20 protein-coding genes and 2 pseudogenes are annotated in these 22788 nt (G+C 61.5%); 17 read left to right on the top strand and 5 right to left on the bottom strand.

The annotated features are described in order from the left end of the window. Nucleotides 1-26: 26 nt before the first annotated feature. The 5 genes from FFS64_RS21060 (at nt 27) to FFS64_RS21040 (ending at nt 6246) form a co-directional block, all read left to right on the top strand. Nucleotides 27-1262 carry a 3-methyl-2-oxobutanoate dehydrogenase (2-methylpropanoyl-transferring) subunit alpha gene (locus tag FFS64_RS21060; RefSeq protein ID WP_095195044.1) on the top strand — a complete coding sequence of 412 codons (1236 nt, stop codon included), beginning with the start codon at nt 27-29 and terminating at the stop codon, nt 1260-1262. 1 nt (nt 1263) lies between these two features. Then, entirely contained in the window at nt 1264-2322 is a 1059-nt protein-coding gene (locus FFS64_RS21055) for an alpha-ketoacid dehydrogenase subunit beta (RefSeq protein ID WP_137807006.1), read from the top strand. After that, complete coding sequence (locus tag FFS64_RS21050; RefSeq protein WP_137807005.1) at nt 2323-3597, top strand: dihydrolipoamide acetyltransferase family protein; 1275 nt, start codon at nt 2323-2325, stop codon at nt 3595-3597. Between the two features lie 3 nt (nt 3598-3600). Beyond that, a complete protein-coding gene (gene lpdA, locus FFS64_RS21045; protein WP_137807004.1) occupies nt 3601-4983 on the top strand; it encodes a dihydrolipoyl dehydrogenase in 1383 nt (460 codons plus the stop codon). Between the two features lie 243 nt (nt 4984-5226). After that, complete coding sequence (locus FFS64_RS21040) at nt 5227-6246, top strand: branched-chain amino acid aminotransferase (protein ID WP_137807003.1); 1020 nt, start codon at nt 5227-5229, stop codon at nt 6244-6246. 79 nt (nt 6247-6325) lie between these two features. Here FFS64_RS21040 and FFS64_RS21035 read toward each other — a convergent pair whose 3' ends face one another. Further along, nucleotides 6326-6799 (bottom strand): MEKHLA domain-containing protein, encoded by a 474-nt coding sequence (locus tag FFS64_RS21035; protein ID WP_137807002.1) that lies wholly within the window; start codon nt 6797-6799, stop codon nt 6326-6328. A 278-nt stretch (nt 6800-7077) separates the two neighbouring features. Here FFS64_RS21035 and FFS64_RS21030 point away from each other — a divergent pair, with 278 nt between their 5' ends. Continuing rightward, nucleotides 7078-7821, top strand: coding sequence for an SDR family NAD(P)-dependent oxidoreductase (locus tag FFS64_RS21030; protein WP_137807001.1), 744 nt, complete (start codon nt 7078-7080; stop codon nt 7819-7821). An 81-nt stretch (nt 7822-7902) separates the two neighbouring features. On the opposite strand, the gene FFS64_RS21025 is transcribed toward FFS64_RS21030, so the two are convergent. Further along, entirely contained in the window at nt 7903-8241 is a 339-nt protein-coding gene (locus tag FFS64_RS21025) for an FKBP-type peptidyl-prolyl cis-trans isomerase (protein ID WP_137807000.1), read from the bottom strand. Nucleotides 8242-8424: 183 nt separating this feature from the next. On the opposite strand from FFS64_RS21025, the gene FFS64_RS21020 reads away from it, so the two are divergent. The 10 genes from FFS64_RS21020 (at nt 8425) to FFS64_RS20975 (ending at nt 19235) form a co-directional block, all read left to right on the top strand. Continuing rightward, nucleotides 8425-9498, top strand: a complete 1074-nt coding sequence (locus tag FFS64_RS21020; RefSeq protein ID WP_137806999.1) for a sensor domain-containing diguanylate cyclase — start codon at nt 8425-8427, stop codon at nt 9496-9498. Nucleotides 9499-9667: 169 nt separating this feature from the next. Next, entirely contained in the window at nt 9668-11476 is a 1809-nt protein-coding gene (locus tag FFS64_RS21015) for a monovalent cation:proton antiporter-2 (CPA2) family protein (RefSeq protein ID WP_137806998.1), read from the top strand. Nucleotides 11477-11623: 147 nt separating this feature from the next. Then, nucleotides 11624-12724, top strand: a complete 1101-nt coding sequence (locus FFS64_RS21010) for a DNA alkylation repair protein (RefSeq protein ID WP_137806997.1) — start codon at nt 11624-11626, stop codon at nt 12722-12724. A gap of 168 nt (nt 12725-12892) precedes the next feature. Beyond that, entirely contained in the window at nt 12893-13570 is a 678-nt protein-coding gene (locus tag FFS64_RS21005; protein WP_137806996.1) for a thermostable hemolysin, read from the top strand. Beyond that, a complete protein-coding gene (locus FFS64_RS21000; RefSeq protein WP_137806995.1) occupies nt 13560-15041 on the top strand; it encodes an AMP-binding protein in 1482 nt (493 codons plus the stop codon). Before FFS64_RS21005 ends, FFS64_RS21000 begins: the two co-directional genes overlap by 11 nt. Beyond that, nucleotides 15038-15712 (top strand): TenA family transcriptional regulator, encoded by a 675-nt coding sequence (locus FFS64_RS20995; protein ID WP_137806994.1) that lies wholly within the window; start codon nt 15038-15040, stop codon nt 15710-15712. The genes FFS64_RS21000 and FFS64_RS20995 overlap by 4 nt, the downstream gene beginning before the upstream one ends. Further along, nucleotides 15699-16508: an SDR family oxidoreductase gene (locus FFS64_RS20990; RefSeq protein WP_137806993.1), complete on the top strand. Its 810-nt coding sequence runs from the start codon at nt 15699-15701 to the stop codon at nt 16506-16508. The genes FFS64_RS20995 and FFS64_RS20990 overlap by 14 nt, the downstream gene beginning before the upstream one ends. Next, nucleotides 16505-17149: a tetratricopeptide repeat protein gene (locus tag FFS64_RS20985; protein ID WP_137806992.1), complete on the top strand. Its 645-nt coding sequence runs from the start codon at nt 16505-16507 to the stop codon at nt 17147-17149. The genes FFS64_RS20990 and FFS64_RS20985 overlap by 4 nt, the downstream gene beginning before the upstream one ends. Nucleotides 17150-17160: 11 nt before the next feature. After that, nucleotides 17161-17823 (top strand): response regulator, encoded by a 663-nt coding sequence (locus tag FFS64_RS20980; protein ID WP_137806991.1) that lies wholly within the window; start codon nt 17161-17163, stop codon nt 17821-17823. Next, nucleotides 17820-19235 carry an ATP-binding protein gene (locus FFS64_RS20975; protein WP_137806990.1) on the top strand — a complete coding sequence of 472 codons (1416 nt, stop codon included), beginning with the start codon at nt 17820-17822 and terminating at the stop codon, nt 19233-19235. The genes FFS64_RS20980 and FFS64_RS20975 overlap by 4 nt, the downstream gene beginning before the upstream one ends. Nucleotides 19236-19249: 14 nt before the next feature. Here FFS64_RS20975 and FFS64_RS20970 read toward each other — a convergent pair whose 3' ends face one another. Continuing rightward, complete coding sequence (locus tag FFS64_RS20970; RefSeq protein WP_137806989.1) at nt 19250-20146, bottom strand: LysR family transcriptional regulator; 897 nt, start codon at nt 20144-20146, stop codon at nt 19250-19252. Between the two features lie 133 nt (nt 20147-20279). Between FFS64_RS20970 and FFS64_RS20965 the strand changes: the two genes are divergently transcribed. Continuing rightward, nucleotides 20280-21941: a GMC family oxidoreductase gene (locus FFS64_RS20965; RefSeq protein WP_137806988.1), complete on the top strand. Its 1662-nt coding sequence runs from the start codon at nt 20280-20282 to the stop codon at nt 21939-21941. Nucleotides 21942-22282: 341 nt separating this feature from the next. Here FFS64_RS20965 and FFS64_RS20960 read toward each other — a convergent pair. Together FFS64_RS20960 and FFS64_RS31425 are read right to left on the bottom strand one after the other, a co-directional pair. Further along, a pseudogene (locus FFS64_RS20960) lies at nt 22283-22597 on the bottom strand (tripartite tricarboxylate transporter permease); the annotation flags it as partial. Beyond that, nucleotides 22598-22777, bottom strand: a pseudogene (locus FFS64_RS31425) (transposase); the annotation flags it as partial. Between the last annotated feature and the right edge of the window lie 11 nt (nt 22778-22788).

Below are 22788 nucleotides of genomic sequence, written 5' to 3'. Positions count from 1 at the left end.
AATTCACAAGATCGAGCGTAGAAGCCATGAACCAAGCGTACGAACCGCTGCGCCTGCACGTCCCGGAACCCTCGGGCCGCCCCGGCTGTAAAACCGACTTCTCCTACCTGCATCTGACCGATGCCGGTACGGTGCGCAAACCCCCAATCGACGTTGAACCCTCCGACACGGCCGATCTGGCCCGCGGCCTGATTCGCGTGCTCGACGATCAGGGCAATGCCCTGGGTCCGTGGGCCGAAGGCGTACCGGTGGAGATCCTGCGCAAAGGCATGCGCGCCATGCTCAAGACGCGGATCTACGACAACCGCATGGTCGTCGCCCAGCGTCAGAAGAAAATGTCGTTCTACATGCAAAGCCTCGGCGAAGAAGCCATCGGCAGCGCCCAGGCCCTGGCGTTGAACATCGACGACATGTGCTTCCCGACCTACCGACAGCAAAGCATCCTGATGGCCCGCGACGTACCGCTGGTCGACCTGATCTGCCAACTGCTGTCCAACGAGCGCGATCCGCTCAAGGGGCGCCAGCTGCCGATTATGTACTCGGTGAAAGAGGCCGGTTTCTTCACCATTTCCGGCAACCTCGCCACCCAGTTCGTCCAGGCCGTCGGCTGGGGCATGGCTTCGGCGATCAAGGGCGACACCAAAATCGCTTCGGCGTGGATCGGCGACGGCGCCACCGCCGAGTCGGACTTCCACACCGCCCTGACCTTCGCCCACGTGTACCGCGCGCCGGTGATCCTCAACGTGGTCAACAACCAGTGGGCCATCTCGACCTTTCAGGCCATTGCCGGTGGTGAAGCCACCACCTTCGCCGGTCGCGGCGTCGGTTGCGGCATCGCCTCCCTGCGGGTCGACGGCAACGACTTCTACGCGGTCTACGCCGCTTCCGCCTGGGCCGCCGAACGCGCCCGCCGCAACCTCGGCCCGACCATGATCGAATGGGTCACCTACCGCGCCGGCCCGCACTCGACGTCCGATGATCCATCCAAATACCGTCCGGCCGACGACTGGAGCCACTTCCCGCTGGGCGATCCGATTGCGCGCCTCAAGCAGCACCTGATCAAGGTCGGCCACTGGTCCGAAGAGGAACACACCGCCGTCAGCGCCGAGCTGGAAGCCGAAGTGATCGCCGCGCAGAAACAGGCCGAACAGTACGGCACCCTCGCCGGCGGCCAGATTCCAAGCGCCGCGACCATGTTCGAAGACGTCTACAAAGAGATGCCGGAGCATTTGAAGCGCCAGCGTCAAGAGCTGGGGATCTGACATGAACGATCACAACAACAATATCCAGCTGGAAACCGCCATGACCACGACCACCATGACCATGATCCAGGCCCTGCGCTCGGCCATGGATGTGATGCTTGAGCGCGACGAAGACGTCGTGGTGTTTGGCCAGGACGTCGGTTACTTCGGCGGCGTGTTCCGTTGCACCGAAGGCCTGCAGACCAAGTACGGCACCTCGCGGGTGTTCGACGCGCCGATCTCTGAAAGCGGTATCGTTGGCACCGCCGTGGGCATGGGCGCCTACGGTCTGCGCCCGGTGGTGGAGATCCAGTTCGCTGACTATGTGTACCCGGCCTACGACCAGATCATTTCCGAAGCCGCGCGCCTGCGTTATCGCTCGGCCGGCGAATTCACCGCACCGTTGACCTTGCGCATGCCATGCGGCGGCGGCATCTACGGCGGCCAGACCCACAGCCAGAGCATCGAGGCGCTGTTCACTCAGGTGTGCGGCCTGCGTACCGTCATGCCGTCCAACCCCTATGACGCCAAGGGCCTGCTGATCGCCTCCATCGAAAACGATGACCCGGTGATCTTCCTGGAACCCAAACGCCTGTACAACGGCCCGTTCGACGGCCACCACGAACGCCCGGTGACGCCGTGGTCGAAACACCCCGCCGCACAGGTTCCGGACGGTTACTACACCGTGCCGCTGGACGTTGCCGCCATCGCCCGCCCGGGCAAGGACGTCACCGTGCTGACCTATGGCACCACCGTCTACGTGTCACAAGTCGCCGCTGAAGAAAGCGGCGTGGATGCCGAAGTCATCGACCTGCGCAGCCTGTGGCCACTGGACCTGGAAACCATCACCAAGTCGGTGAAGAAAACCGGGCGCTGCGTGATCGTTCACGAAGCGACTCGCACCTGCGGTTTCGGCGCCGAACTGGCGGCGTTGGTACAAGAGCACTGCTTCCACCACCTGGAAGCGCCGATCGAACGCGTCACCGGTTGGGACACCCCCTACCCGCACGCGCAAGAGTGGGCGTATTTCCCAGGGCCGGCCCGTGTGGGCGCGGCGTTGAAACGGGTCATGGAGGTCTGAATGGGCACGCACGTTATCAAGATGCCGGACATTGGCGAAGGCATCGCAGAAGTTGAATTGTCTCAGTGGCACGTGAAAGTCGGCGACATGGTCGTCGAAGATCAGGTGCTGGCCGATGTCATGACCGACAAGGCAATGGTGGATATTCCGTCGCCGGTGCATGGCAAAGTCATCGCCCTCGGCGGACAACCGGGCGAAGTCATGGCGGTCGGCAGTGTGCTGATCAGCATTGAAGTCGAAGGCGCGGGCAACGTTAAGGAATCGGCTGCGCCAGCGGCTGCCGTTAAAGAAGCACCCGTGGCGGCGTCGAAAGCCGAACCCGTCGTGGAAAGCAAACCGGCTCCAGCCGCACCTCGCCCGGCAGCCATTTGCCAGGGCCCCATGGTCGCTCGCGAAGCCGATGAGCGTCCGCTGGCCTCCCCGGCGGTACGCAAGCATGCACTCGACCTCGGCATTCAACTGCGTCTGGTCCGTGGTAGCGGCCCGGCGGGTCGCGTGTTGCACGAAGACCTGGATGCCTATCTGGCTCAGGGTCAGTCGAATGCATCGTCCGTCAGCAGCGCTTACGCCCAGCGTAACGACGAAGAGCAGATCCCGGTGATCGGCATGCGCCGCAAGATTGCCCAGCGCATGCAGGACGCCACGCAACGCGCCGCCCATTTCAGTTATGTCGAGGAAATCGACGTGACGGCCGTGGAAGAACTGCGCGCGCACCTCAACGAAAAACACGGCGCGACCCGCGGCAAGCTGACTTTGCTGCCGTTCCTGGTCCGCGCCATGGTCGTCGCCCTGCGCGATTTCCCGCAGATCAATGCCCGCTACGACGACGAAGCCCAGGTCATCACCCGCCTCGGCGCGGTGCATGTGGGCATCGCCACCCAGGCCGACATCGGCCTGATGGTGCCGGTGGTGCGTCACGCCGAAGCCCGCAGCCTGTGGGACAGCGCGGCGGAAATCGCCCGTTTGGCCACCGCCGCGCGCAACGGCAAGGCCAGCCGCGATGAACTGTCCGGCTCCAGCATTACCCTGACCAGCCTCGGCGCGTTGGGCGGCATCGTCAGCACCCCGGTGCTGAACCTGCCGGAAGTGGCGATTGTCGGCGTGAACAAGATCGTCGAACGGCCGATGGTGATCAAAGGCCAGATCGTGGTCCGCAAGATGATGAACCTCTCCAGCTCCTTCGATCACCGCGTGGTCGACGGCATGGACGCGGCGCTCTTCATCCAGGCCATCCGTGGCCTGCTCGAACAACCCGCCACGCTGTTTATGGAGTAAGACATGCAAACTCTGCACACCACGCTGCTGATCATCGGCGGCGGCCCCGGCGGTTATGTGACGGCGATCCGTGCCGGTCAGTTGGGCATTGCGACCATTCTGGTAGAAGGCGAATCGTTGGGCGGCACCTGCCTGAACATTGGCTGCATTCCGTCCAAGGCACTGATTCATGTCGCCGAGCAGTTCCACCAGACGCAACATCACAGCCAGCATTCGGCGCTGGGCATCAACGTGTCCGCGCCGACGCTGGATATCGGTAAAAGCGTCGAGTGGAAGGACGGCATCGTCGATCGCCTGACCACCGGCGTCGCGGCGCTGCTGAAAAAGAACAAGGTCCAGGTCGTGCAAGGCTGGGCCAAAGTGGTCGACGGTAAAACCGTCGACGTCGGCGACACCCGCATTCAGTGCGAACACCTGGTGCTGGCCACCGGCTCCAAAAGCGTGAACCTGCCGATGCTGCCGATTGGCGGGCCGATCATCTCCTCCACCGAAGCCCTGGCGCCGGCGTCCGTGCCGAAGCGGCTGATCGTGGTCGGTGGCGGCTACATCGGTCTGGAGTTGGGCATTGCCTATCGTAAACTCGGTGCCGAGGTCAGCGTGGTCGAGGCCCAGGAGCGCATCCTGCCGGCCTACGACGCCGAACTGACCCAGCCGGTACACGATGAGCTGAAGAAACTCGGCGTGAAGCTTTACTTGAAGCACAGCGTGCAAGGCTTTGATTCAACGGCGAATACCTTGCAGGTACTGGATCCGAACGGTGACACCCTGAACCTGGAAACCGATCAGGTGCTGGTGGCCGTGGGCCGCAAACCGAACACCCAGGGCTGGAACCTCGAAGCACTGAACCTGGACATGAACGGCTCGTCGATCAAGATCGACAACCGCTGCCAGACCAGCATGCGCAACGTGTATGCCATTGGCGACCTGAGCGGCGAACCGATGCTCGCTCACCGGGCCATGGCCCAGGGCGAGATGGTGGCCGAACTGATCAGCGGTAAAACCCGCGAGTTCAACCCTGCCGCCATTGCAGCCGTGTGCTTCACCGACCCGGAACTGGTGGTGGTCGGCAAGACCCCGGACGAGGCCAAAGCGGCCGGATGGGACTGCATCGTTTCCAGCTTCCCGTTCGCCGCCAATGGCCGGGCGATGACCCTGGAATCGAAAAGCGGCTTCGTGCGCGTGGTCGCCCGTCGCGACAATCATGTGATTGTCGGCTGGCAGGCGGTCGGTGTGGGCGTATCCGAATTGTCGACGGCGTTCGCGCAAAGCCTGGAAATGGGCGCGCGGCTGGAAGACATCGGCGGCACCATCCATGCGCATCCGACGCTCGGCGAGGCGGTGCAGGAAGCGGCGTTGCGAGCGCTTGGCCACGCACTGCATTTGTGATTCAGAACAATTGATGGCGGCAGTGCTGGCCCCATCGCCAGCAGGCTGGCTCCCACATTTGGAATGCGTTCTCCTGTGGGAGCCAGCCTGCTGGCGATTTCTTGAGGCCAGCTCGATTTATCTGCCTGTCATCCGATAGTCCGGGCTGCGAAATGGGCTCGGAATGAAGTATTGTTGTGCCCATCCGGAAAAACGTCAGAAGCCTTGAACCGTTTCGGCGGTTGTTAAGTGATAGAGGGTGTCATGGGTAACGAAAGCATCAACTGGGACAAGCTGGGTTTTGACTACATCAAGACCGACAAACGCTATCTGTCGTACTGGCGTAATGGCGAGTGGGACAAAGGCACCCTGACCGAAGACAACGTGCTGCACATCAGCGAAGGCTCCACTGCCCTTCACTATGGCCAGCAATGCTTCGAAGGCCTGAAGGCCTATCGTTGCAAGGACGGCTCGATCAACCTGTTCCGCCCGGACCAGAACGCCGCGCGCATGCAACGTAGCTGCGCCCGCCTGCTGATGCCGCATGTGTCCACCGAACAGTTCATCGAAGCGTGCAAGGACGTGGTCCGTGCCAACGAGCGCTTCATCCCGCCTTACGGCACCGGCGGCGCGCTGTACCTACGTCCGTTCGTGATCGGCGTGGGTGATAACATCGGCGTGCGTACCGCCCCCGAGTTCATCTTCTCGGTGTTTGCGATCCCGGTCGGCGCCTACTTCAAAGGCGGCCTGACCCCGCATAACTTCCTCATTTCCACCTACGACCGTGCAGCACCACAGGGCACCGGCGCGGCCAAGGTCGGTGGCAACTACGCCGCCAGCCTGATGCCGGGCTCCCAGGCCAAGAAGGCACACTTCGCCGACTGCATCTACCTGGACCCGCTGACCCACACCAAGATCGAGGAGGTCGGCTCGGCCAACTTCTTCGGGATCACCCACGACAACAAGTTCGTGACCCCGAACTCGCCGTCAGTGCTGCCAGGCATCACCCGTCTGTCGCTGATCGAGCTGGCCAAATCCCGTCTGGGCCTGGAAGTGATCGAAGGCGACGTGTTCATCGACAAGCTTTCGGACTTCAAGGAAGCCGGCGCTTGCGGTACCGCCGCCGTGATCACGCCGATCGGCGGCATCAACTACAACGACCACCTGCACGTGTTCCACAGCGAAACCGAAGTCGGTCCGATCACCCAGAAGCTCTACAAAGAGCTGACCGGCGTGCAAACAGGCGACATCGAAGCGCCAGCAGGCTGGATCGTCAAGGTTTGATCTGACGTCACCCGCAATAAAAAATCGCCGCCCTCGGCTTTCGAAGGCGGCGATTTTTTTTGCCTGGCTAAAGGTGGAGCTAAGCGAGAAGCCCCACACGCTCCGGATCCGGCCAGAACAAGGCCGCTTGTCCGCAGGGGGCGCCCTGTTCATCGATCAGCGTCCACACGCTGCCCTGGTGAATCATGAAGGCTTGCCCCAGGCGGTCCACCCGATAGCCGCTGTAGCCATGGGCAATGCCGTTGGCGGTGACCTGCTCCAGCAAGGTCTGACGCATTTCCCTGTCCAGCGGCGATGCACTGAAACGCGAAGGCATGCCGATGAACTGTTCGCGCGGGTATTTGAAACAGGCCAGCGCCTGCTCGTTGGCATAATAGAAAAGCGGATCGTCTTGCGTGCCGTGGGCCAGCAAGGCGTACGGCGCGTGGGCATGCAGCCAGGCCAGACGCTCGTCTGCGCTCAGGGACTCCGGCGCAGGCAGGCTTGCGCCGGTCCAATGTCGATAGGCGGCATCCAGCTGCCGGACCATTTCTTTGAATTCAATGAACAACATGGGTTTCCTTGCAGAGTTACTGGACGGATGAACCGCAACGACGCTACTGAAAATACACGATGAAAAACAGCCCTGGCTCCTACAGGTCCGACTTACGTTTTTCCGCCAGCCATCCGCACCAGTCAAAAAGACCAGACGCAGTCTTAATGACCGCATTCAATTGAAGTCAAATTAACCACTTCCAGCCTAAAACCCCCAAAGTTAAAGGCCCCTCACGTTGGCCTGATTTTTGGTATGCATTCTGCAAATGCTCAACGACCAAAAAAGGAATCCAGTGTATGAACAATGCTTTTCAGGATCGTCTGGCCGTCGTTACCGGCGCCAGTTCCGGAATCGGCCTGGCCGTTACGGAACGTCTGCTGGCCCAGGGCGCCCGCGTGTTGGCAATGTCGCGTCAGATCGGCGGTCTCGGTGAATTGGCCGAACGCTTCAAGACGCAACTGTCGTGGGTGGCCGGTGATGTCACCCGGCAGGCCGACCTGGAGCGGCTGGCAAACCAGGCTTCGACCCTGGGGCCCGTGAGTTTCCTGGTGCCGAACGCCGGCATTGCGGAACTGGCCGACGGACTCGATTTGACTGCGTTCGACCGGCAATGGGCGGTCAACGGCGCCGGGGCACTGAACACCCTGGCCTGTCTGCGCGGGCAACTGGCGGCATCCGCCTCGGTGGTGTTCATTGGCACCTTCCTCGCGCAAGTGACCTTTCCAGGCCTGGCTGCCTACATCGCCTCCAAAGCCGCATTGATCCACCATGCCCGTACCCTGGCGGTGGAACTGGCGCCCCACGGCATTCGTATCAACACCGTGTCTCCCGGCCCTACCGCGACCCCCATCTGGTCAACGCTCGGACTGAAGAACGAAGAGTTGAACGCTGTCGCCAACACGGTCAATGAGCGCTTGCTCGGCGGTCAGTTCCTGGAGCCAGGCGCGGTCGCCGATGTGATTTTGTTCCAGCTTGGCAACGGTGCGCGCAACGTGATCGGCCAGGACTGGGTGGTTGATAGCGGGTACACGATTCGCTAGTTCCAGCATTTAGATCAGTAGATAGCAGCCTGCGGCAAGTTACCTCTGTAGGTACTGCCGCAGGCTGCGATCGTCCCGACTTCAATCATCCCGCGTCAGCACTTCCAGCAATTCAATCTCGAAGATCAGGTTCGCGTTCGGCGGGATCTTGCCCATCGTGCGTTCGCCATAGGCCAGGTGCGCCGGCACCAGCAACTTGCGTTTGCCGCCGACTTGCATGCCCATGATGCCCTGGTCCCAGCCCTTGATCACACACCCGGTGCCGATCACGCACTGGAATGGTTTGCCCCGGCTCCAGGAGGAGTCGAATTCAGTACCGTCTTCCAGCCAGCCGCGGTATTGGGTGGTGATCAGTGCGCCTTTGACGGCGGCTTTTCCGTCACCCACCTGAAGATCGATTACCTGAAGGTCGTCATTCATTGTTTTCACTCGTATCCTTGTTGCCCGAAAGGCTTGATGGGCGCCGTTTTCCCAGATTTTCAGCCAATTGGCAACCATCGTGCCCACTTGACGATGGTTTGCCGCTGTTTGCCGAAGTTTGGCTGAACTAAGCTATCCACCACTTCTCCATACGGTTCACTACGCCATGATGGCAACCTGCGAATGATGTTGCTCTGGACCTGCGCTGCCCTGGGCTCGGTGATGCTCGTTTTGATCGCCGTGTTGATCGGTCGCGAGCGAGGGTTACGTAAACAGCTGGCGGAATATCGCTCGATCATCAACAGCCTGGCCGAGGGCCAGAACATCCGCCAGGACGGCGATGCCGAGCGTTTCAAGCGCAGCCAGTACTTCGCCCGCATCGGCACCTGGGACTGGGATGTCGACACCGACAAGCTCTACTGGTCGGAGGCGATCTACGGCATGTTCGGCTTCAAGACCGGCGAAGTAACGCCCTCCTACAGTCTGTTTTGCGCCTGCGTGCACCCCGAGGATCGGGCCAGGGTCCGGGCCGGCGAATTGCGTTGCCTGGCAACCGGCGAAAACCACGACGAGGAGTACCGGGTGATCTGGCCCGACGGCACCATCCGCTGGCTGCGGGAAACCGGCAACGTGGTCAAGAACGACCTCGATGAAACGATCAAGATGATGGGCGTGGTGCGTGATATCACCGAGGAAAAGGCCTCTGCCAGTTACCTGCAACATCTGGCTCATTTCGATCCGCTGACCGGATTGCCCAATCGACTGGTGCTGGAAGAACGCCTGTCCGAGGCGCTGGAACAGGCACGTGTCAGCGCCACGAGGGTGGCGCTGGTGTTTGTCGATCTCAACGGATTCAAGGCCATCAACGACCGCTACGGCCATGCAGCCGGCGACCGCGTGCTGATCAACACCGCCACCCGGTTGAAGAAAATTCTGCGTTCAACCGACACTGTTGCCCGGATCGGCGGCGATGAATTCGTGGTCATTCTTCAGGGCCTGCCACAAGGCATCAGCCTGCAAGACGAAGCCCGCAGCATCTGCCAGAAGATTTTCGTCGAACTCTCCCCGCCCATGACCATAGGTAACGACCTGCGCCACATTGGCACCAGCCTGGGTGTTGCCGTGTTCCCCGACCATGCGCCCAGCATGGACCGGCTCATTCACATTGCCGACCTGGCGATGTATGCGGCCAAGCGCAGCGGGAATAATCAGTATCGGTTGGGAGAGCAGGTGGTGAGCCATAGTCGGGTCGAATAAGCCGGTCATCAGTACTGGCTGACAGGGCCCCTTCGCGAGCTGGCTCGCTCCCACAAGGGGCTTATCGGCACATCCACTCTCAAGCCTGCAGACATTCCAAGGTAGATCTGCGGCAACCCCAGCCTTTATCCTTGTCGCCCCCGCCGTACCGAGTTGATGGAGTTTTCTCATGCCCCATGAAGGCAATCTGCTGCAAGCCGCTGTCGTGTTTCTGCTCGCGGCAGTTCTCACCGTGCCCCTGGCTAAACGTCTGCAATTGGGGGCGGTGCTGGGTTATCTGTTTGCCGGGGTGATCATCGGCCCCTCGGTGCTGGGCCTGATCGGCAATACGGAAAGCGTCGCGCACATTTCCGAACTTGGCGTGGTGTTGCTGCTGTTCATCATCGGCTTGGAACTGTCACCGAGACGTTTGTGGGTGATGCGCAAATCGGTGTTCGGCGTCGGCCTGGCGCAAGTGCTGTTGACCGGCTCGGTGATTGGCGTGACCGCGCTGCTTATATTCGGCCAACCCTTGAACAGCGCGATCGTGCTGGGCTTGGGGCTCGCCCTGTCGTCCACCGCGTTCGGCCTGCAAAGCCTGGCCGAACGCAAGGAACTGACCAGTCCCCACGGGCGTCTGGCCTTTGCGATTCTGCTGTTCCAGGACATCGCCGCGATTCCGCTGATCGCCATGGTGCCGCTGCTGGCAGGCAGCAGTCAAAACCTCAGCGCGGTCGACGATGTGAACCAGGGCCTGCGCGTGCTGATCAGCATCGCCATTGTGGTGGTCGGTGGACGCTACCTGCTGCGGCCGGTGTTCCGCGTGGTCGCCAAGACCGGCTTGCCGGAAGTGTCCACCGCGACCGCATTGCTGGTGGTGATGGGCACCGCCTGGCTGATGGATCTGGCGGGTATTTCGATGGCCCTCGGAGCATTCCTTGCCGGCCTGCTGCTGGCGGACTCCGAATATCGGCACGAACTCGAAGCACAGATCGAACCCTTCAAGGGCCTGCTACTCGGGTTGTTTTTCATGAGTGTCGGCATGGGTGCCAACCTGGGTCTGCTGCTGCGCGAGCCGATCGTGGTGCTGGGGCTGACCGTACTGCTGATCGCCGTCAAGCTGCCGTTGCTGTTTATCGTGGGCCGACTCGGCGGTGGCTTGAACAAGATTAGCGCCATTCGCCTCGGGATCGTGCTGGCCGCCGGTGGTGAGTTTGCCTTTGTTGTATTCAAGATCGGCCGTGATCATGGTTTGTTCGATCCGCGCCTGTACGACTTGCTGGTGCTTGCGATCACCCTGTCGATGGCGTTGACACCCTTATTAATGTTGTTGTGCGCCCGACTGGTCAGCCCAAAGGTGCAACCGGTGGTGGTGCCAGAGCAATTTCGCGAAATCGACGCCGATGAACCCCGCGTGGTGATCGCAGGCATGGGCCGCATGGGACAGATCGTCGCGCGTATCCTGCGGGCACAGAACATCAAGTTCGTGGCCCTCGACACGTCGGTGGAAACCATCGAACTGTCACGCAGCTTCGGCGGTGTGCCGGTGTTCTACGGCGATCCGATGCGACCGGAAATCCTCAGCGCGGCCAAGGTCGGGCAAGCCGAATTCTTCGTGATCGCCACCGACGACCCGGACACCAACATCAAGACCGCCGAACTGGTGCACAAGCTTTATCCGCATATAAAGATCATTGCCCGCGCACGTAACCGCCAGCATGTGCATCGACTGGTGGACCTGGGTGCCCACGCAGTGCGCGAAACCTTTTACTCCAGCCTGGAAATTAGCCGGCAGACGTTGATCGGCCTGGGACTGACACACGAGCAGGCCGACGCACGGATCAAGCGTTTCAAGCACCATGACGAACAGGTACTCGAAGCCCAGCATGCGATCTACGACGATGCGGTAAAGGTCAAGCAAACAGCACAGGAATCCCGGGCGGAACTGGCACGGTTGTTTGAGTCGGACCAGTTGGAAGAGCAAGCGGCCAAAAAATGAGGTGAATGTGATGGCCTCATCGCGGGCAAGTCGAATCGTCGCACCGCCGCTCCCACATTTGAAATGCATTCCCCTGTGGGAGCGAGCCTGCTCGCGAAGAACGATAACGCGGTGCGCCGGATAAACAACAAACTCCAAGGAACACAAATGACTGCCGACCAACCCTCCCCCGCCCTGAAGGAAATCTTCAACGCCGAACGCCTCCACCACATCGCCACCGAGATGACCGCGGTCTATCCCGAGTTCGATGCCAAGGCGTTCCTGAAGCTGGCCAGGACCGGCCTGGCGGAGCTGTCGGTGATGCAACGCATGGCCCGCGTCAGCGAATGCCTGCACGCTGTGTTGCCGCTGGGCTATGAAGCGTCGCTGGAGGTGTTGCGTGCCCTCGCCCCTCGCCTCAACAGCGGCTTCGTCAGCATGTGCCTGCCGCACTACGTGGCGACCTACGGTGCGGATCGTTTCGAGCTGTCCATGGACGCGCTCAAATACTTCACCGCGTTCGGCTCCTCGGAGTTCGCGATCCGCCATTTCCTGCGCCGCGATATCGAGCGCTCGCTGCAGCTGATGCACGACTGGTCGCTGGACGACAACGAGCATGTCCGGCGCCTGGCCAGCGAAGGATGCCGCCCGCGCCTGCCGTGGTCGTTTCGCCTGGAGCCGATTCAAGCCGATCCGACACTGGCCGCCAGGATCCTCGACAATCTCAAGGCCGACAGCAGTCTTTACGTGCGCAAGTCCGTGGCCAATCACCTGAACGACATCACCAAGGATCATCCCGAGTGGGTGCTGGATGTGATCGAAGGCTGGTCGCTGGACAACAAACACACCGCGTGGATCGCCCGACACGCCCTGCGCAGCCTGATCAAGCAAGGCAACCCGCGGGCGCTGGCGATCATGGGCGCCGGCGGCAAGCCTGAAGTCGAGATCATCGATATACAGGTCACCCCACCGGTGATTGGCCTGGGGGAAAAGATCACCCTGTCCTTTGCCGTCAAATCCACGGACGAGGACAGCCAGCGGCTGGTGATCGACTACGCCATCGATTATGTGAAAGCCAACGGCAGCACCTCGGCGAAGGTGTTCAAGCTCAAGACCCTGACCCTGCCGGGCAAGGCCACCGAACAACTCAGTCGGGGCCAACACATCAAGGAACTCACCACCCGGCGGCACTATGCGGGCAAGCATGCAGTGCACGTGCAGGTAAATGGCAAGCGGCTGGCTAGCACCGCGTTCGAAATCCTCCCTTGAAACACGGCCCCCAGTAGGAGCAAAGCTTGCTCGCGATGAACGATAACGCGGTGTATCGGATCTGACGCCATCGCGAGCAAGCTTTGTTCCTACAGCCGCGGCATCTTCAGATTTCATTAAGAAAAGGCCCGGATACTGCTCCCCATCTGACCCGGGGAGGTGCCTTTCATGGCCGATTTCAACTGGAACATTGCGCTACCGCTGCACTTCGGCCATGGCGAAACACCGCCAATGAGCCTGGTCCGGGCGTTGCCGGACGACCCGCAACGTCCTGCTTTCGAAGCCTTTATCCAGCATCATTTCCGCAGGGTCCACGGTGCCGACATCCGTCATTTCATGCCGGAACTGTTTGGCATGAACAATCAGGCAGGCGAGCTCTGTGCGGTGGCAGGCGTGCGCGTGGCGAGCAGCGGGCAGCTGTTTCTGGAGCGCTACCTCGACGAACCGATCGACCCGTTGATCAGCGCCGCTGCCGACCGCCCGGTGGAGCGGAGCGGGATCGTCGAAGTGGGCAACCTGGCGGCCAGCGACACCGGTAGTGCGCGCCTGAGCATCATTGCCATCACTTACCTGCTGGCCATGGGCGGCCTGGAATGGGTGGCGTTCACCGGCAACATCGGCCTGGTAAACAGCTTCCATCGCCTCGGCTTGCAACCGGTGACCCTGTGCGCGGCCGACGCCGAACGACTGGGCGACGAACGCCACAGCTGGGGCAGCTACTACGAGAGCAAGCCCTGGGTCCACGTGGGCGATATCCGCGCTGGCTTCAATCATTTACGCAACATCGGCCTGTTCAGCCGCCTCGGTTTGCCAACGTCCACCGAGGAGTCCATACATGTCGCCTGAAATGGAGCGCTTCAAACAAACCCTGCGCCGTCATGCTGAACGAAAACCCAACAGCATTGCCCTGTGGGGCGATCAGCTGGAGATCGACTACGCCACGCTGTACGCCGAGGTGATGCATCGCCAGCAACGCCTGCGCGATGAACACGTCAAGGTGATTGCGCTGGCGTTGGACAATAGCGTCGAAGCCATGCTCTGGGATCTGGCAACGCTCTTCGCAGGCCTGATCTGCCTGACGCTGCCGCCATTTTTCAGCCCGGCTCAACGCAACCACTGCCTGGAACAGAGCCAGGCTGAACGGGTGATTGCCCAGCCAGAACTTGAGAACGAACTGCAAGCGGCCGGCTATGAGAAACACGGTGAATTCTGGCGACGCACCTTCAGCGTTCCAACCCGCCTGCCCGAAGCTACCGCCAAACTGACGTTCACTTCAGGCACCACCGGCACCCCCAAAGGTGTGTGCCTGAGCGCCGAGAGCATCCTGCGGGTCGCTCGCGAACTGCATCAGGCCAGCCAGCCCAGCGACCCGCGCCATCACATGGCCTTGCTGCCCCTGGCTGTGCTGCTGGAAAACCTCGGTTGCTATGCCGCGCTCTATGCCGGCGCGACGTTGAGTGTGCCGGGTCAGCGCACCCTGGGTATCCAGGGTGCCGGCGGTGTGGAGGTGCCGCGCCTGCTCGCTTGCCTGGCCGAACGAGCGCCCGAGAGCCTGATACTGGTGCCACAGTTGTTGTCCTTGCTGGTCAACGCCGCGCAAAGCCAAGCATTTGACCCTCAGTCGCTACGGTTCGCCGCCGTAGGCGGAGCACGGGTTTCCACAGAGCTGCTGCAGCGCGCGCAAGCGCTCGGCCTGCCGGTTTACGAAGGCTATGGGTTGTCTGAATGCGCGTCGGTGGTGTGCCTCAACCATCCTGGCGCCCATCGCCCAGGCAGTGTCGGTCGGCCGCTGCCCCATGTTGAACTGCGCCTGGCCGACGACGGCGAGGTATTGATCAAGGGCTCGACCCTGCTGGGCTACCTGGGACAAGCGCCGTACCGCGACGAATGGTGGCCCAGCGGCGATCTCGGCGAGTTCGATGAACAGGGTTTCCTCTATCTCAAGGGGCGCAAGAAGCATCAATTCGTCACCAGTTTCGGCCGCAACGTGAACCCGGAATGGGTCGAGGCGGAGTTGACCCAGCGTCGCCACATCGCCCAGGCCTTCGTCTACGGCGAAGCCATGCCGCGTAACCACGCCTTGCTCTGGCCGCATCGTCCCGATTGCACAGACGAACAACTGGCCGCCGCCGTCGCCGAGGCCAACGAGGTCCTGCCCGATTACGCCCGCGTCCATCACTGGAGCCGCCTGGATCAACCGTTCACATCCGCCAATGGTTTGCTGACCGCCAATGGCCGCCCCCGACGCGACGCCATCGTCGAGCGGTACCGGGCGCAACTCAGCGAAACCAGACTTTCCGAGGAGCCCGCACCATGAGTTTTTTTGACGCGCTGCAAACCGCGACGCACCGGGAGCGCCATGAACTGTTCAACCTGCCGATCATTCTTGACGCGCTTGAAGGTCGGGTCAGCCTGGAAAGCTACCGGGCCTTCCTGACACAAGCCTATTACCACGTACGCCACACTGTGCCTTTGATGATGGCCTGCGGCGCACGCCTGCCGTCGCGCCTGGAATGGCTGCGTGAAGCGGTGTGCGAATACATCGAGGACGAATACGGCCACGAACAGTGGGTACTCGACGACATCGAAGCCTGCGGCGGCGACAAAGACGCCGTGCGCGATGACCAGCCGTCCTTGCCGATCGAACTGATGGTCGGCTTCCTCTATGACCTGATTGCCCGGGGCAACCCGGTGGGCCTGTTCGGCATGGTCAATGTGCTGGAAGGCACCAGCATTGCCCTGGCGACCCACGCCGCCGGCAGCATTCGCCAGCGCCTGGGGTTGCCGGAAAGTGCCTTCAGCTACCTCAGTTCCCACGGATCGCTGGATATCGAGCACATGCAAACCTATCGCCGACTGATGAATGCGCTGGACGACCCGGCCGATCAGGCTGCGGTGATTCATGCGTCCAAAGTGGTCTACAAACTGTACACCGACATGTTCCGCGGCTTGCCGCATGACGGGGAGAACCTGCATGCGCCTGTCTGAGGCTCGCGTCGTGCTGACCGGTGCCAGCGGTGGTATCGGCCTGGCCATCGCTACCGCGCTGTGTGCCAGTGGTGCTCATGTATTGGCGGTGGCGCGGCATCGTGAGCCATTGATGCCATTGCTCGAACGCTACCCGCGCAACCTGTCCTGGGTTGGCGCCGATCTGACCGCTGCGCCCGACCGGCAAAAAGTGCTGGTCGCCGTCGAAGCCATCGGCGGCGTCAACCTGCTGATCAACGCCGCTGGGGTCAATCACTTCGCCATGCTCGAACAACTGGATGACCGTGACATCCACGCAATGCTGGCCGTGAACGTCGAGGCGCCGATCTGCCTGAGCAAACTGTTGTTGCCGCTGCTCAAGCAAGCCGAGAGCGCAATGGTGGTGAACGTCGGCTCGACCTACGGCTCTATCGGCTACCCCGGTTACGCCAGCTATTGCGCCACCAAGTTTGCCTTGCGCGGGTTTTCCGAAGCCCTGCGCCGGGAACTGGCGGACACGCGAGTCGGGGTCCTGTATGTCGCGCCACGCGCCACCCGCACGAGCATGAACAGCCCGGCGGCGCAGGCTCTCAATGACGCGCTCAAAGCCAGTGTCGACGATCCGCAGGTCGTGGCTTCGGCAGTGATTCACGCCATCACCGGCGAACGCCGTGACTTGTACCTGGGCTGGCCGGAACGTTTTTTCGTACGCCTCAATAGCCTGCTGCCCAACCTGGTGGACCGGGGTTTGCGCAAGCAATTGCCACTGGTCCGTCGCCTGAGTCATAAGCCCGATAACGAGAACCTCAAGCCATGAAAAAATTCGCTGCGTGTTTACTGCTGGGCGCCCTGAGCCAGAGTGTCTGGGCCCTGGACGCTGCCGACCAGCAACGCCTGACCGGCATCCAGCAAAGCTGGGCTCACATCCAGTACGAACTGCCCGCCGATCAGCGCACGGCCGCTTTTGAAAAACTCGCCGCCCAGACATCGAGCTTTACTCAGGAACGCCAGTCGGTCGCCGAGGCGTGGATCTGGTCCGGCATCGTCACCAGCAGTTGGGCCGGCGCCCAAGGCGGGCTTGGCGCACTGAGCAAGGTCAAGCAGGCGAAGGTCGATCTGGAAAAAGCCCTGGCCCTGGACCCCAAGGCTCTGCAAGGCTCGGCCTACACCAGCCTAGGCGCGCTGTATGACCGTGTACCGGGCTGGCCGATCGGTTTCGGCGACGCGGACAAGGCAGAACAGTTGCTCAAGCTCGCCTTGCAATTGAACCCCAACGGTATCGACAGCCTGTATTTCTGGGGCGATCACCTCTACCGTCAAAAACGCTACAGTGAAGCTAAAGCGGCACTGCAAAAAGCCCTGAACGCGCCACCACGGCCAGGTCGTGAAACCGCCGATGCCGGACGCCGCCAGGAAATCCAAACGCTGCTGGTCGACGTGAACAAGAAACTCAACTGACAGGAGTCCACGTGCGTTTATTACTGATCGAGGATGACGTGGCCCTGGGCGAAGGCATCCACCAAGCCCTGGAACGCGAAGGTTACACCGTCGACTGGATACAGGACGGCAGCAGTGCCCTGCATTCACTGCTCAGCGAAGCCTTTGATCTGGCGGTGCTCGACCTGGGCCTGCCACGCATGGACGGCCTCGAAGTCCTGCGCCGTCTGCGCGACAGCTGCTCGAATGTCCCGGTGCTGATCCTGACCGCCCGGGACGCCACCGAAGATCGCATCGCCGGGCTGGATGCCGGCGCCGACGACTACCTGGTCAAGCCCTTCGACCTGGCCGAGCTCAAGGCGCGTCTGCGCGCCTTGCTGCGACGCAGCGCCGGTCGCGCGCAAGTGCTGATCGAACACGCCGGCATCAGCTTGAACCCCGGCACTCAGCAAGTCAGCTATCGAGGCGAGCCGGTGGCACTGACGCCCAAGGAATATCAGTTGCTCCACGAACTACTGTCGCCGCCGGGTCGGGTCATGACCCGCGATCACTTGATGCAGTTGCTCTATGGCTGGAGCGAGGAAGCGGAAAGCAACACCCTGGAAGTGCATATCCATCACCTGCGCAAAAAATTCTCCACCGACTTGATCCGCACCATTCGCGGTGTGGGCTACCTGGTGGAGGAGCGCCGATGACTTCGATCAGGCGTCGCACCCTGACGCTGATCATCGGCCTGATGCTCGCCGGTCTCGCGGTAATCAGCGCGCTCAACCTGCACGACAGCAACCACGAAATTGCCGAAGTCTACGACGCCCAATTGGCCCAGAACGCCCGGCTGCTCCAGGGCGTCATGCGCATGCCGCTGGCCAGCGAAGAACATGCTCATCTGTACCAGGCGTTCAACCTGGCCTTGAGCGAAGCGGTGCCGAGGGTCGATGGCCATCCTTACGAAAGCAAGATCGCCTTTCAAGTCTGGAACCACAAGGGCGAGGTGCTGGTACACACCGCCAGCGCGCCCTCCTTCACCGTGCCCCCGTCGAGTCCCGGTTTCAGCGACGTGGTGGACCTTAACAACCGCCACTGGCGCGCGTTCCTGCTGGAAGACAAACAGAACGACCTGCGCATCTGGGTGGGCGAGCGCGACGACGTCCGTGCCGACCTGGTAGACCGGATCGTGCGCCATACGCTGTGGCCGAATGTGCTGGGCAGCCTGATTCTGGCGGCGATGGTCTGGCTGGCGATCGGCTGGGGCCTCAAACCCCTGGCCGACATGGCGGCCACCCTGCGCGCACGGCACAGCGGATCGCTGGAGCCATTGCACTTGACGCCGCTGCCCAGTGAACTGGAACCGATGCAAGCGGCGCTCAACCGGATGCTGGCGCAGATCCAGGAAGTCCTGGGCCGCGAACGGCGGTTCATCGCCGATGCCGCCCATGAAATGCGCACGCCCCTGGCCGTGTTGCGAGTGCACGCGCAAAACCTGCTCGAAGCCGGCACCGAAGAGGAGCGACGCGAATCCCTGGCGTTCCTGATCGCAGGCGTTGACCGCACCAGTCGCCTGGTCAATCAGTTGCTGACCATGGCCCGCCTCGAACCCAAGGCCACGCCCCCTGCATTGCACACCATCGACCTTACCCAGACTGTTCGCGACAGCCTGGTCCAGCTCACACCCTGGCTGCTCAGCAAAAACCTGGAATTGGCCTTCGACGCCAGCGACCAGCCTTGCAAAGTGACCACGGACGCCGCCGCCATCGACATCGCCCTGAACAACCTGATCACCAATGCGGCGAACTTTTCCCCTGAGCACGGCGTGATCACCGTGCAGTTGAATCAGTCGGAGGGGTTCTTTCACCTGAGTGTCGAAGACCAGGGACCGGGTATCGATGAAGTCGATCGTGCCCGCTTCTTCGAACGTTTCTATAGCCGTGGCAACACACAAGGCGCGGGGTTGGGGCTCACCATCGTCAACACCATCGCCACCCGACTGGGCGGACAGATTACGCTGGTCAACCGACCGGAAGGCGGATTGCGCGCGATCCTGTCGATTCCCGATGGAAGACCGCGCAGTTCAGCGCAGCGCGCTACCCGCGAACCACCGAAGGGGTAGGAGCGAGCTTGCTCCTACAGAGGATTGGGACCGAGCAACAGATCTTGCTCACGCTCGCACAACTGCACCACGTAATCCCACATCACCCGCAGCCGCACGGATTTGTGCAGTTCGCGGCGGGTGCTGATCCAGTAGCTGCGAAGAATGCTTTCGTCTGCAAACAACGGCACCAGCCCGGGATCGGCACTGGCCATGTAGCACGGCAGCACGGCGATGCCCAAACCTGCGCGGGCGGCCTGTTGCTGGGCGATGACGCTGGTGCTGTGAAAGACCACCCGGGGATTGCGGCAGAAGCTGTTGAGGAACATCAGTTCCTGGCTGAACAGCAAATCGTCGACGTAACCGATCCAGGCATGACGCCCCAGGTCTTCGCGACTGCCCAGCGGTGGCGACTTGTCGAGATAATCCTGGCTGGCATAGAGCGCCAGACGATAGTCAGTGAGCTTGCGTGTGACCAGCATGTCGGCGGCCGGCCGTTCAAGGTGGATGCTGATCTCCGCTTCGCGGTTGAGAATGCTGACGAAGCGCGGCACCGCCACCAGTTCCACCTCAAGGCCCGGATAACGCTCGAACAAGCCATTCATGCGGCTGGCGAGGAACATGATGCCCAGCCCTTCCGTGACCCCGACGCGGATCTTGCCCAGGGGCGCCGTGGACTGGGTGATTTCCTCCTGTGCCAGCAGCGCGACGTTTTCCATGGCCTCGGCATGTTTGAGCAACGCCTCACCCGCCGGCGTCAGCTCATAGCCCTGGGCATGCTGCACAAACAGTGCGGTGCCCAGGCTCTTTTCGATGGCCTCGATGTGTCGTGCCACCGTGGCGTGGGTGGTGTTCAAGCGACGGGCAGCGGTCAACAAACGCCCGCTACGCTGTAACTCCAGAAAAAACCGCAGGTCATTCCAGTCGAACATGAATCGTCCTTGAGGCTTGGCGATTGAAGACGCTGTTTAAAAACGCACAGCGGGTGGGTAAAAACTAACATTCTTTAAACGAAAGCTAACAACTAGGATGGGATACAACAAGAACAACAACACGAGGTCATGGATGCAGACTTCCCTTGATGAATACGACTACATCGTGGTCGGGGCCGGGCCGGCCGGTTGTTTGCTGGCCAATCGCTTGTCAGCCGACCCGCAATACCGGGTGCTGCTGCTCGAAGCCGGTGGCCGCGATAACTATGCGTGGATTCACATCCCCGTGGGTTATCTGTTCTGCATCGGCAACCCGCGCACCGATTGGTGCTTCAAGACCGAAGCGCAACCGGGCCTGCAAGGCCGCGCCTTGAGTTATCCGCGCGGCAAGGTGCTGGGTGGTTGTTCCTCGATCAACGGCATGATTTACATGCGCGGTCAGGCCAACGATTACGACCGCTGGGCCGCCGATGGCAACCCGGGCTGGCGCTGGCAGGACGTGCTGCCGCTGTTCAAGAAAAGCGAAAACCACTTTGCCGGCGAATCGGAATTTCATGGTGCCGCCGGCCAATGGCGCGTCGAGCGTCAGCGCCTGTCATGGCCGATTCTCGATGCCTTCCGCAGCGCCGCCGAGCAAAGCGGCATCGCCAGCATCGATGACTTCAACCAGGGCGACAATGAAGGTTGTGGCTACTTCCAGGTCAACCAGAAGGCCGGTATCCGCTGGAACGCGGCCAAGGCGTTTCTCAAGCCGATCCGCCGCCGTCCGAATCTGACGGTGCTGACCGGCGTCGAGGTCGACCGTGTGCTGCTGGAAAACGCCCGGGTATCCAAGGTCAGCGCCCGCTGGCAGGGTCAGGCGAAAACCTTCAGGGCGCGCAAGGAAATCATTCTGTGCGCCGGCTCCGTCGGTTCGCCGAGCATCCTGCAGCGCTCGGGTATCGGCCCTCGCCCGCTGCTGCAACGCCTGGGCATCGGCGTCGCCCATGAACTGTCGGGCGTGGGTGGCAACCTGCAGGATCACCTGCAACTGCGGCTGATCTACAAACTGGAAAACGCCCGCACGCTCAATCAGATTGCCGGCAGCCTGTGGGGCAAGATGGGCATGGGCCTGCGTTATCTGTATGACCGCAGCGGCCCGCTGTCCATGGCACCAAGCCAGCTCGGGGCCTTCGCCCGGTCAGGGCCGGAGCAGACTTCGGCCAATCTTGAATACCACGTGCAGCCACTGTCGCTGGAGCGCTTCGGCGAACCGCTGCATGCCTTCCCGGCGTTTACCGCATCGGTTTGCGACCTGCGCCCACAGAGCCGTGGCCGGGTGGAAATCCGCTCCGCCAATCCGCAGCAGACCCCCCTGATCCAGCCCAATTACCTGAGTCATCCCGAGGATCTACGCGTGGCCGCCGATGCCATTCGCCTGACCCGGCGCATCGTCGCCGCGCCCGCCCTCAAACAGTTCAAACCTGTCGAATACCTGCCCGGCAACAGTCTGCAAAGCGAAGAGCAACTGCACGAAGCCGCCGCCCGGATCGGCACCACGATTTTCCATCCGGTCGGTACCTGCCGCATGGGCAACGATGCGGATGCGGTGGTCGACGCTCAACTGCGTGTTCACGGCATCCCCGGCCTGCGCATCGCCGACGCCTCGATCATGCCGCGCATCACCTCGGGCAACACCTGTTCGCCGACGCTGATGATCGCGGAGAAGGCAGCAGAACTGATCCTGGCCACTACTCTAGACAACGCCCCTGTGGGGGCGAGCCTGCTCGCGAAAGCGGCGGATCTTCAACATTGATGGTGACTGACACAACGCCATCGCGAGCAGCCTCGCTCCCACAAGGGATTTGCATCTGATTCACGGACAAGCAACACCAGTGGAACAACAAAAACAATCACTGTGAGGGATACCGATATGTCAGAACATGTTCAGAGCCTGGAAGCCGTGCGCAGCGCCGTAGTTTTTCACCGAGAACTGAAATTTTTTCATGGAAGCTGAAATGGCGAACGGCATCGGAGCATCATTACCACATTTTTTCTGCAGAGTTTTATGGACGACGCCCCTTGAACATTGGCTTCACTTGGTTCGCTCGCTCCCGAACTACACTGACCATGACTCAGCCTTTCCGCCTTGCGCTTTGCCGTGGCCAACGCCGGCCCGGCACGCCCGTTGCGAGCCATCCGGTTGCCTTCCAGGGCGGTGACCATGGACGACGATTCACCCGGGGTGTTGAGCAGGATCGAGGTAGTGGAACCGCCGAACTGCGCGCCGTAGTAAATCCCGGCAAACATGATCAGCGCCCCGGAGGGATCGACCTTGGCGGTGATCGGCAGCAGCAAGGCCACCGTCAGCGCCGGCCCGATGCCGGGCAAGACACCGATAGCGGTGCCGAGCAGGCAGCCGATGAAACCCCACATCAGATTGATCGGCGTCAGCGCCGCCGAAAACCCCATCAACAGGCCATTGATCACGCCCAGAATTCCTGCCGCCAGTTCGTGCTTTTCTAGCAGGCGACGGAAGTTGAGGATGGTGGTTTCGTCGGGAATGCGCTCCAGACTCAGCCCCGCAAACTGGCGCAGGATAGTCGTCTCGTACAGTGCTTCTTCCATCGTTGGATCGCTGTAGCCGAACCAGACTCCACCCG

The sequence above is a fragment of the Pseudomonas sp. G(2018) genome, from assembly GCF_005502415.1.
Lineage (GTDB): Bacteria > Pseudomonadota > Gammaproteobacteria > Pseudomonadales > Pseudomonadaceae > Aquipseudomonas.
The sequence above is the reverse complement of the archived record's forward strand: the minus strand, read 5'-3'. Positions and strand labels throughout refer to the sequence as shown.

Excerpts from the sequence above, each read along its gene's own strand:
- FFS64_RS21060 (WP_095195044.1), top strand. The coding sequence starts at position 27 with ATGAACCAAGCGTACGAACCGCTGCGCCTGCACGTCCCGGAACCCTCG.
- FFS64_RS21055 (WP_137807006.1), top strand. The coding sequence starts at position 1,264 with ATGAACGATCACAACAACAATATCCAGCTGGAAACCGCCATGACCACG.
- FFS64_RS21050 (WP_137807005.1), top strand. The coding sequence starts at position 2,323 with ATGGGCACGCACGTTATCAAGATGCCGGACATTGGCGAAGGCATCGCA.
- lpdA (WP_137807004.1), top strand. The coding sequence starts at position 3,601 with ATGCAAACTCTGCACACCACGCTGCTGATCATCGGCGGCGGCCCCGGC.
- FFS64_RS21040 (WP_137807003.1), top strand. The coding sequence starts at position 5,227 with ATGGGTAACGAAAGCATCAACTGGGACAAGCTGGGTTTTGACTACATC.
- FFS64_RS21035 (WP_137807002.1), bottom strand. The coding sequence starts at position 6,799 with ATGTTGTTCATTGAATTCAAAGAAATGGTCCGGCAGCTGGATGCCGCC.
- FFS64_RS21030 (WP_137807001.1), top strand. The coding sequence starts at position 7,078 with ATGAACAATGCTTTTCAGGATCGTCTGGCCGTCGTTACCGGCGCCAGT.
- FFS64_RS21025 (WP_137807000.1), bottom strand. The coding sequence starts at position 8,241 with ATGAATGACGACCTTCAGGTAATCGATCTTCAGGTGGGTGACGGAAAA.
- FFS64_RS21020 (WP_137806999.1), top strand. The coding sequence starts at position 8,425 with ATGATGTTGCTCTGGACCTGCGCTGCCCTGGGCTCGGTGATGCTCGTT.
- FFS64_RS21015 (WP_137806998.1), top strand. The coding sequence starts at position 9,668 with ATGCCCCATGAAGGCAATCTGCTGCAAGCCGCTGTCGTGTTTCTGCTC.
- FFS64_RS21010 (WP_137806997.1), top strand. The coding sequence starts at position 11,624 with ATGACTGCCGACCAACCCTCCCCCGCCCTGAAGGAAATCTTCAACGCC.
- FFS64_RS21005 (WP_137806996.1), top strand. The coding sequence starts at position 12,893 with ATGGCCGATTTCAACTGGAACATTGCGCTACCGCTGCACTTCGGCCAT.
- FFS64_RS21000 (WP_137806995.1), top strand. The coding sequence starts at position 13,560 with ATGTCGCCTGAAATGGAGCGCTTCAAACAAACCCTGCGCCGTCATGCT.
- FFS64_RS20995 (WP_137806994.1), top strand. The coding sequence starts at position 15,038 with ATGAGTTTTTTTGACGCGCTGCAAACCGCGACGCACCGGGAGCGCCAT.
- FFS64_RS20990 (WP_137806993.1), top strand. The coding sequence starts at position 15,699 with ATGCGCCTGTCTGAGGCTCGCGTCGTGCTGACCGGTGCCAGCGGTGGT.
- FFS64_RS20985 (WP_137806992.1), top strand. The coding sequence starts at position 16,505 with ATGAAAAAATTCGCTGCGTGTTTACTGCTGGGCGCCCTGAGCCAGAGT.
- FFS64_RS20975 (WP_137806990.1), top strand. The coding sequence starts at position 17,820 with ATGACTTCGATCAGGCGTCGCACCCTGACGCTGATCATCGGCCTGATG.
- FFS64_RS20970 (WP_137806989.1), bottom strand. The coding sequence starts at position 20,146 with ATGTTCGACTGGAATGACCTGCGGTTTTTTCTGGAGTTACAGCGTAGC.
- FFS64_RS20965 (WP_137806988.1), top strand. The coding sequence starts at position 20,280 with ATGCAGACTTCCCTTGATGAATACGACTACATCGTGGTCGGGGCCGGG.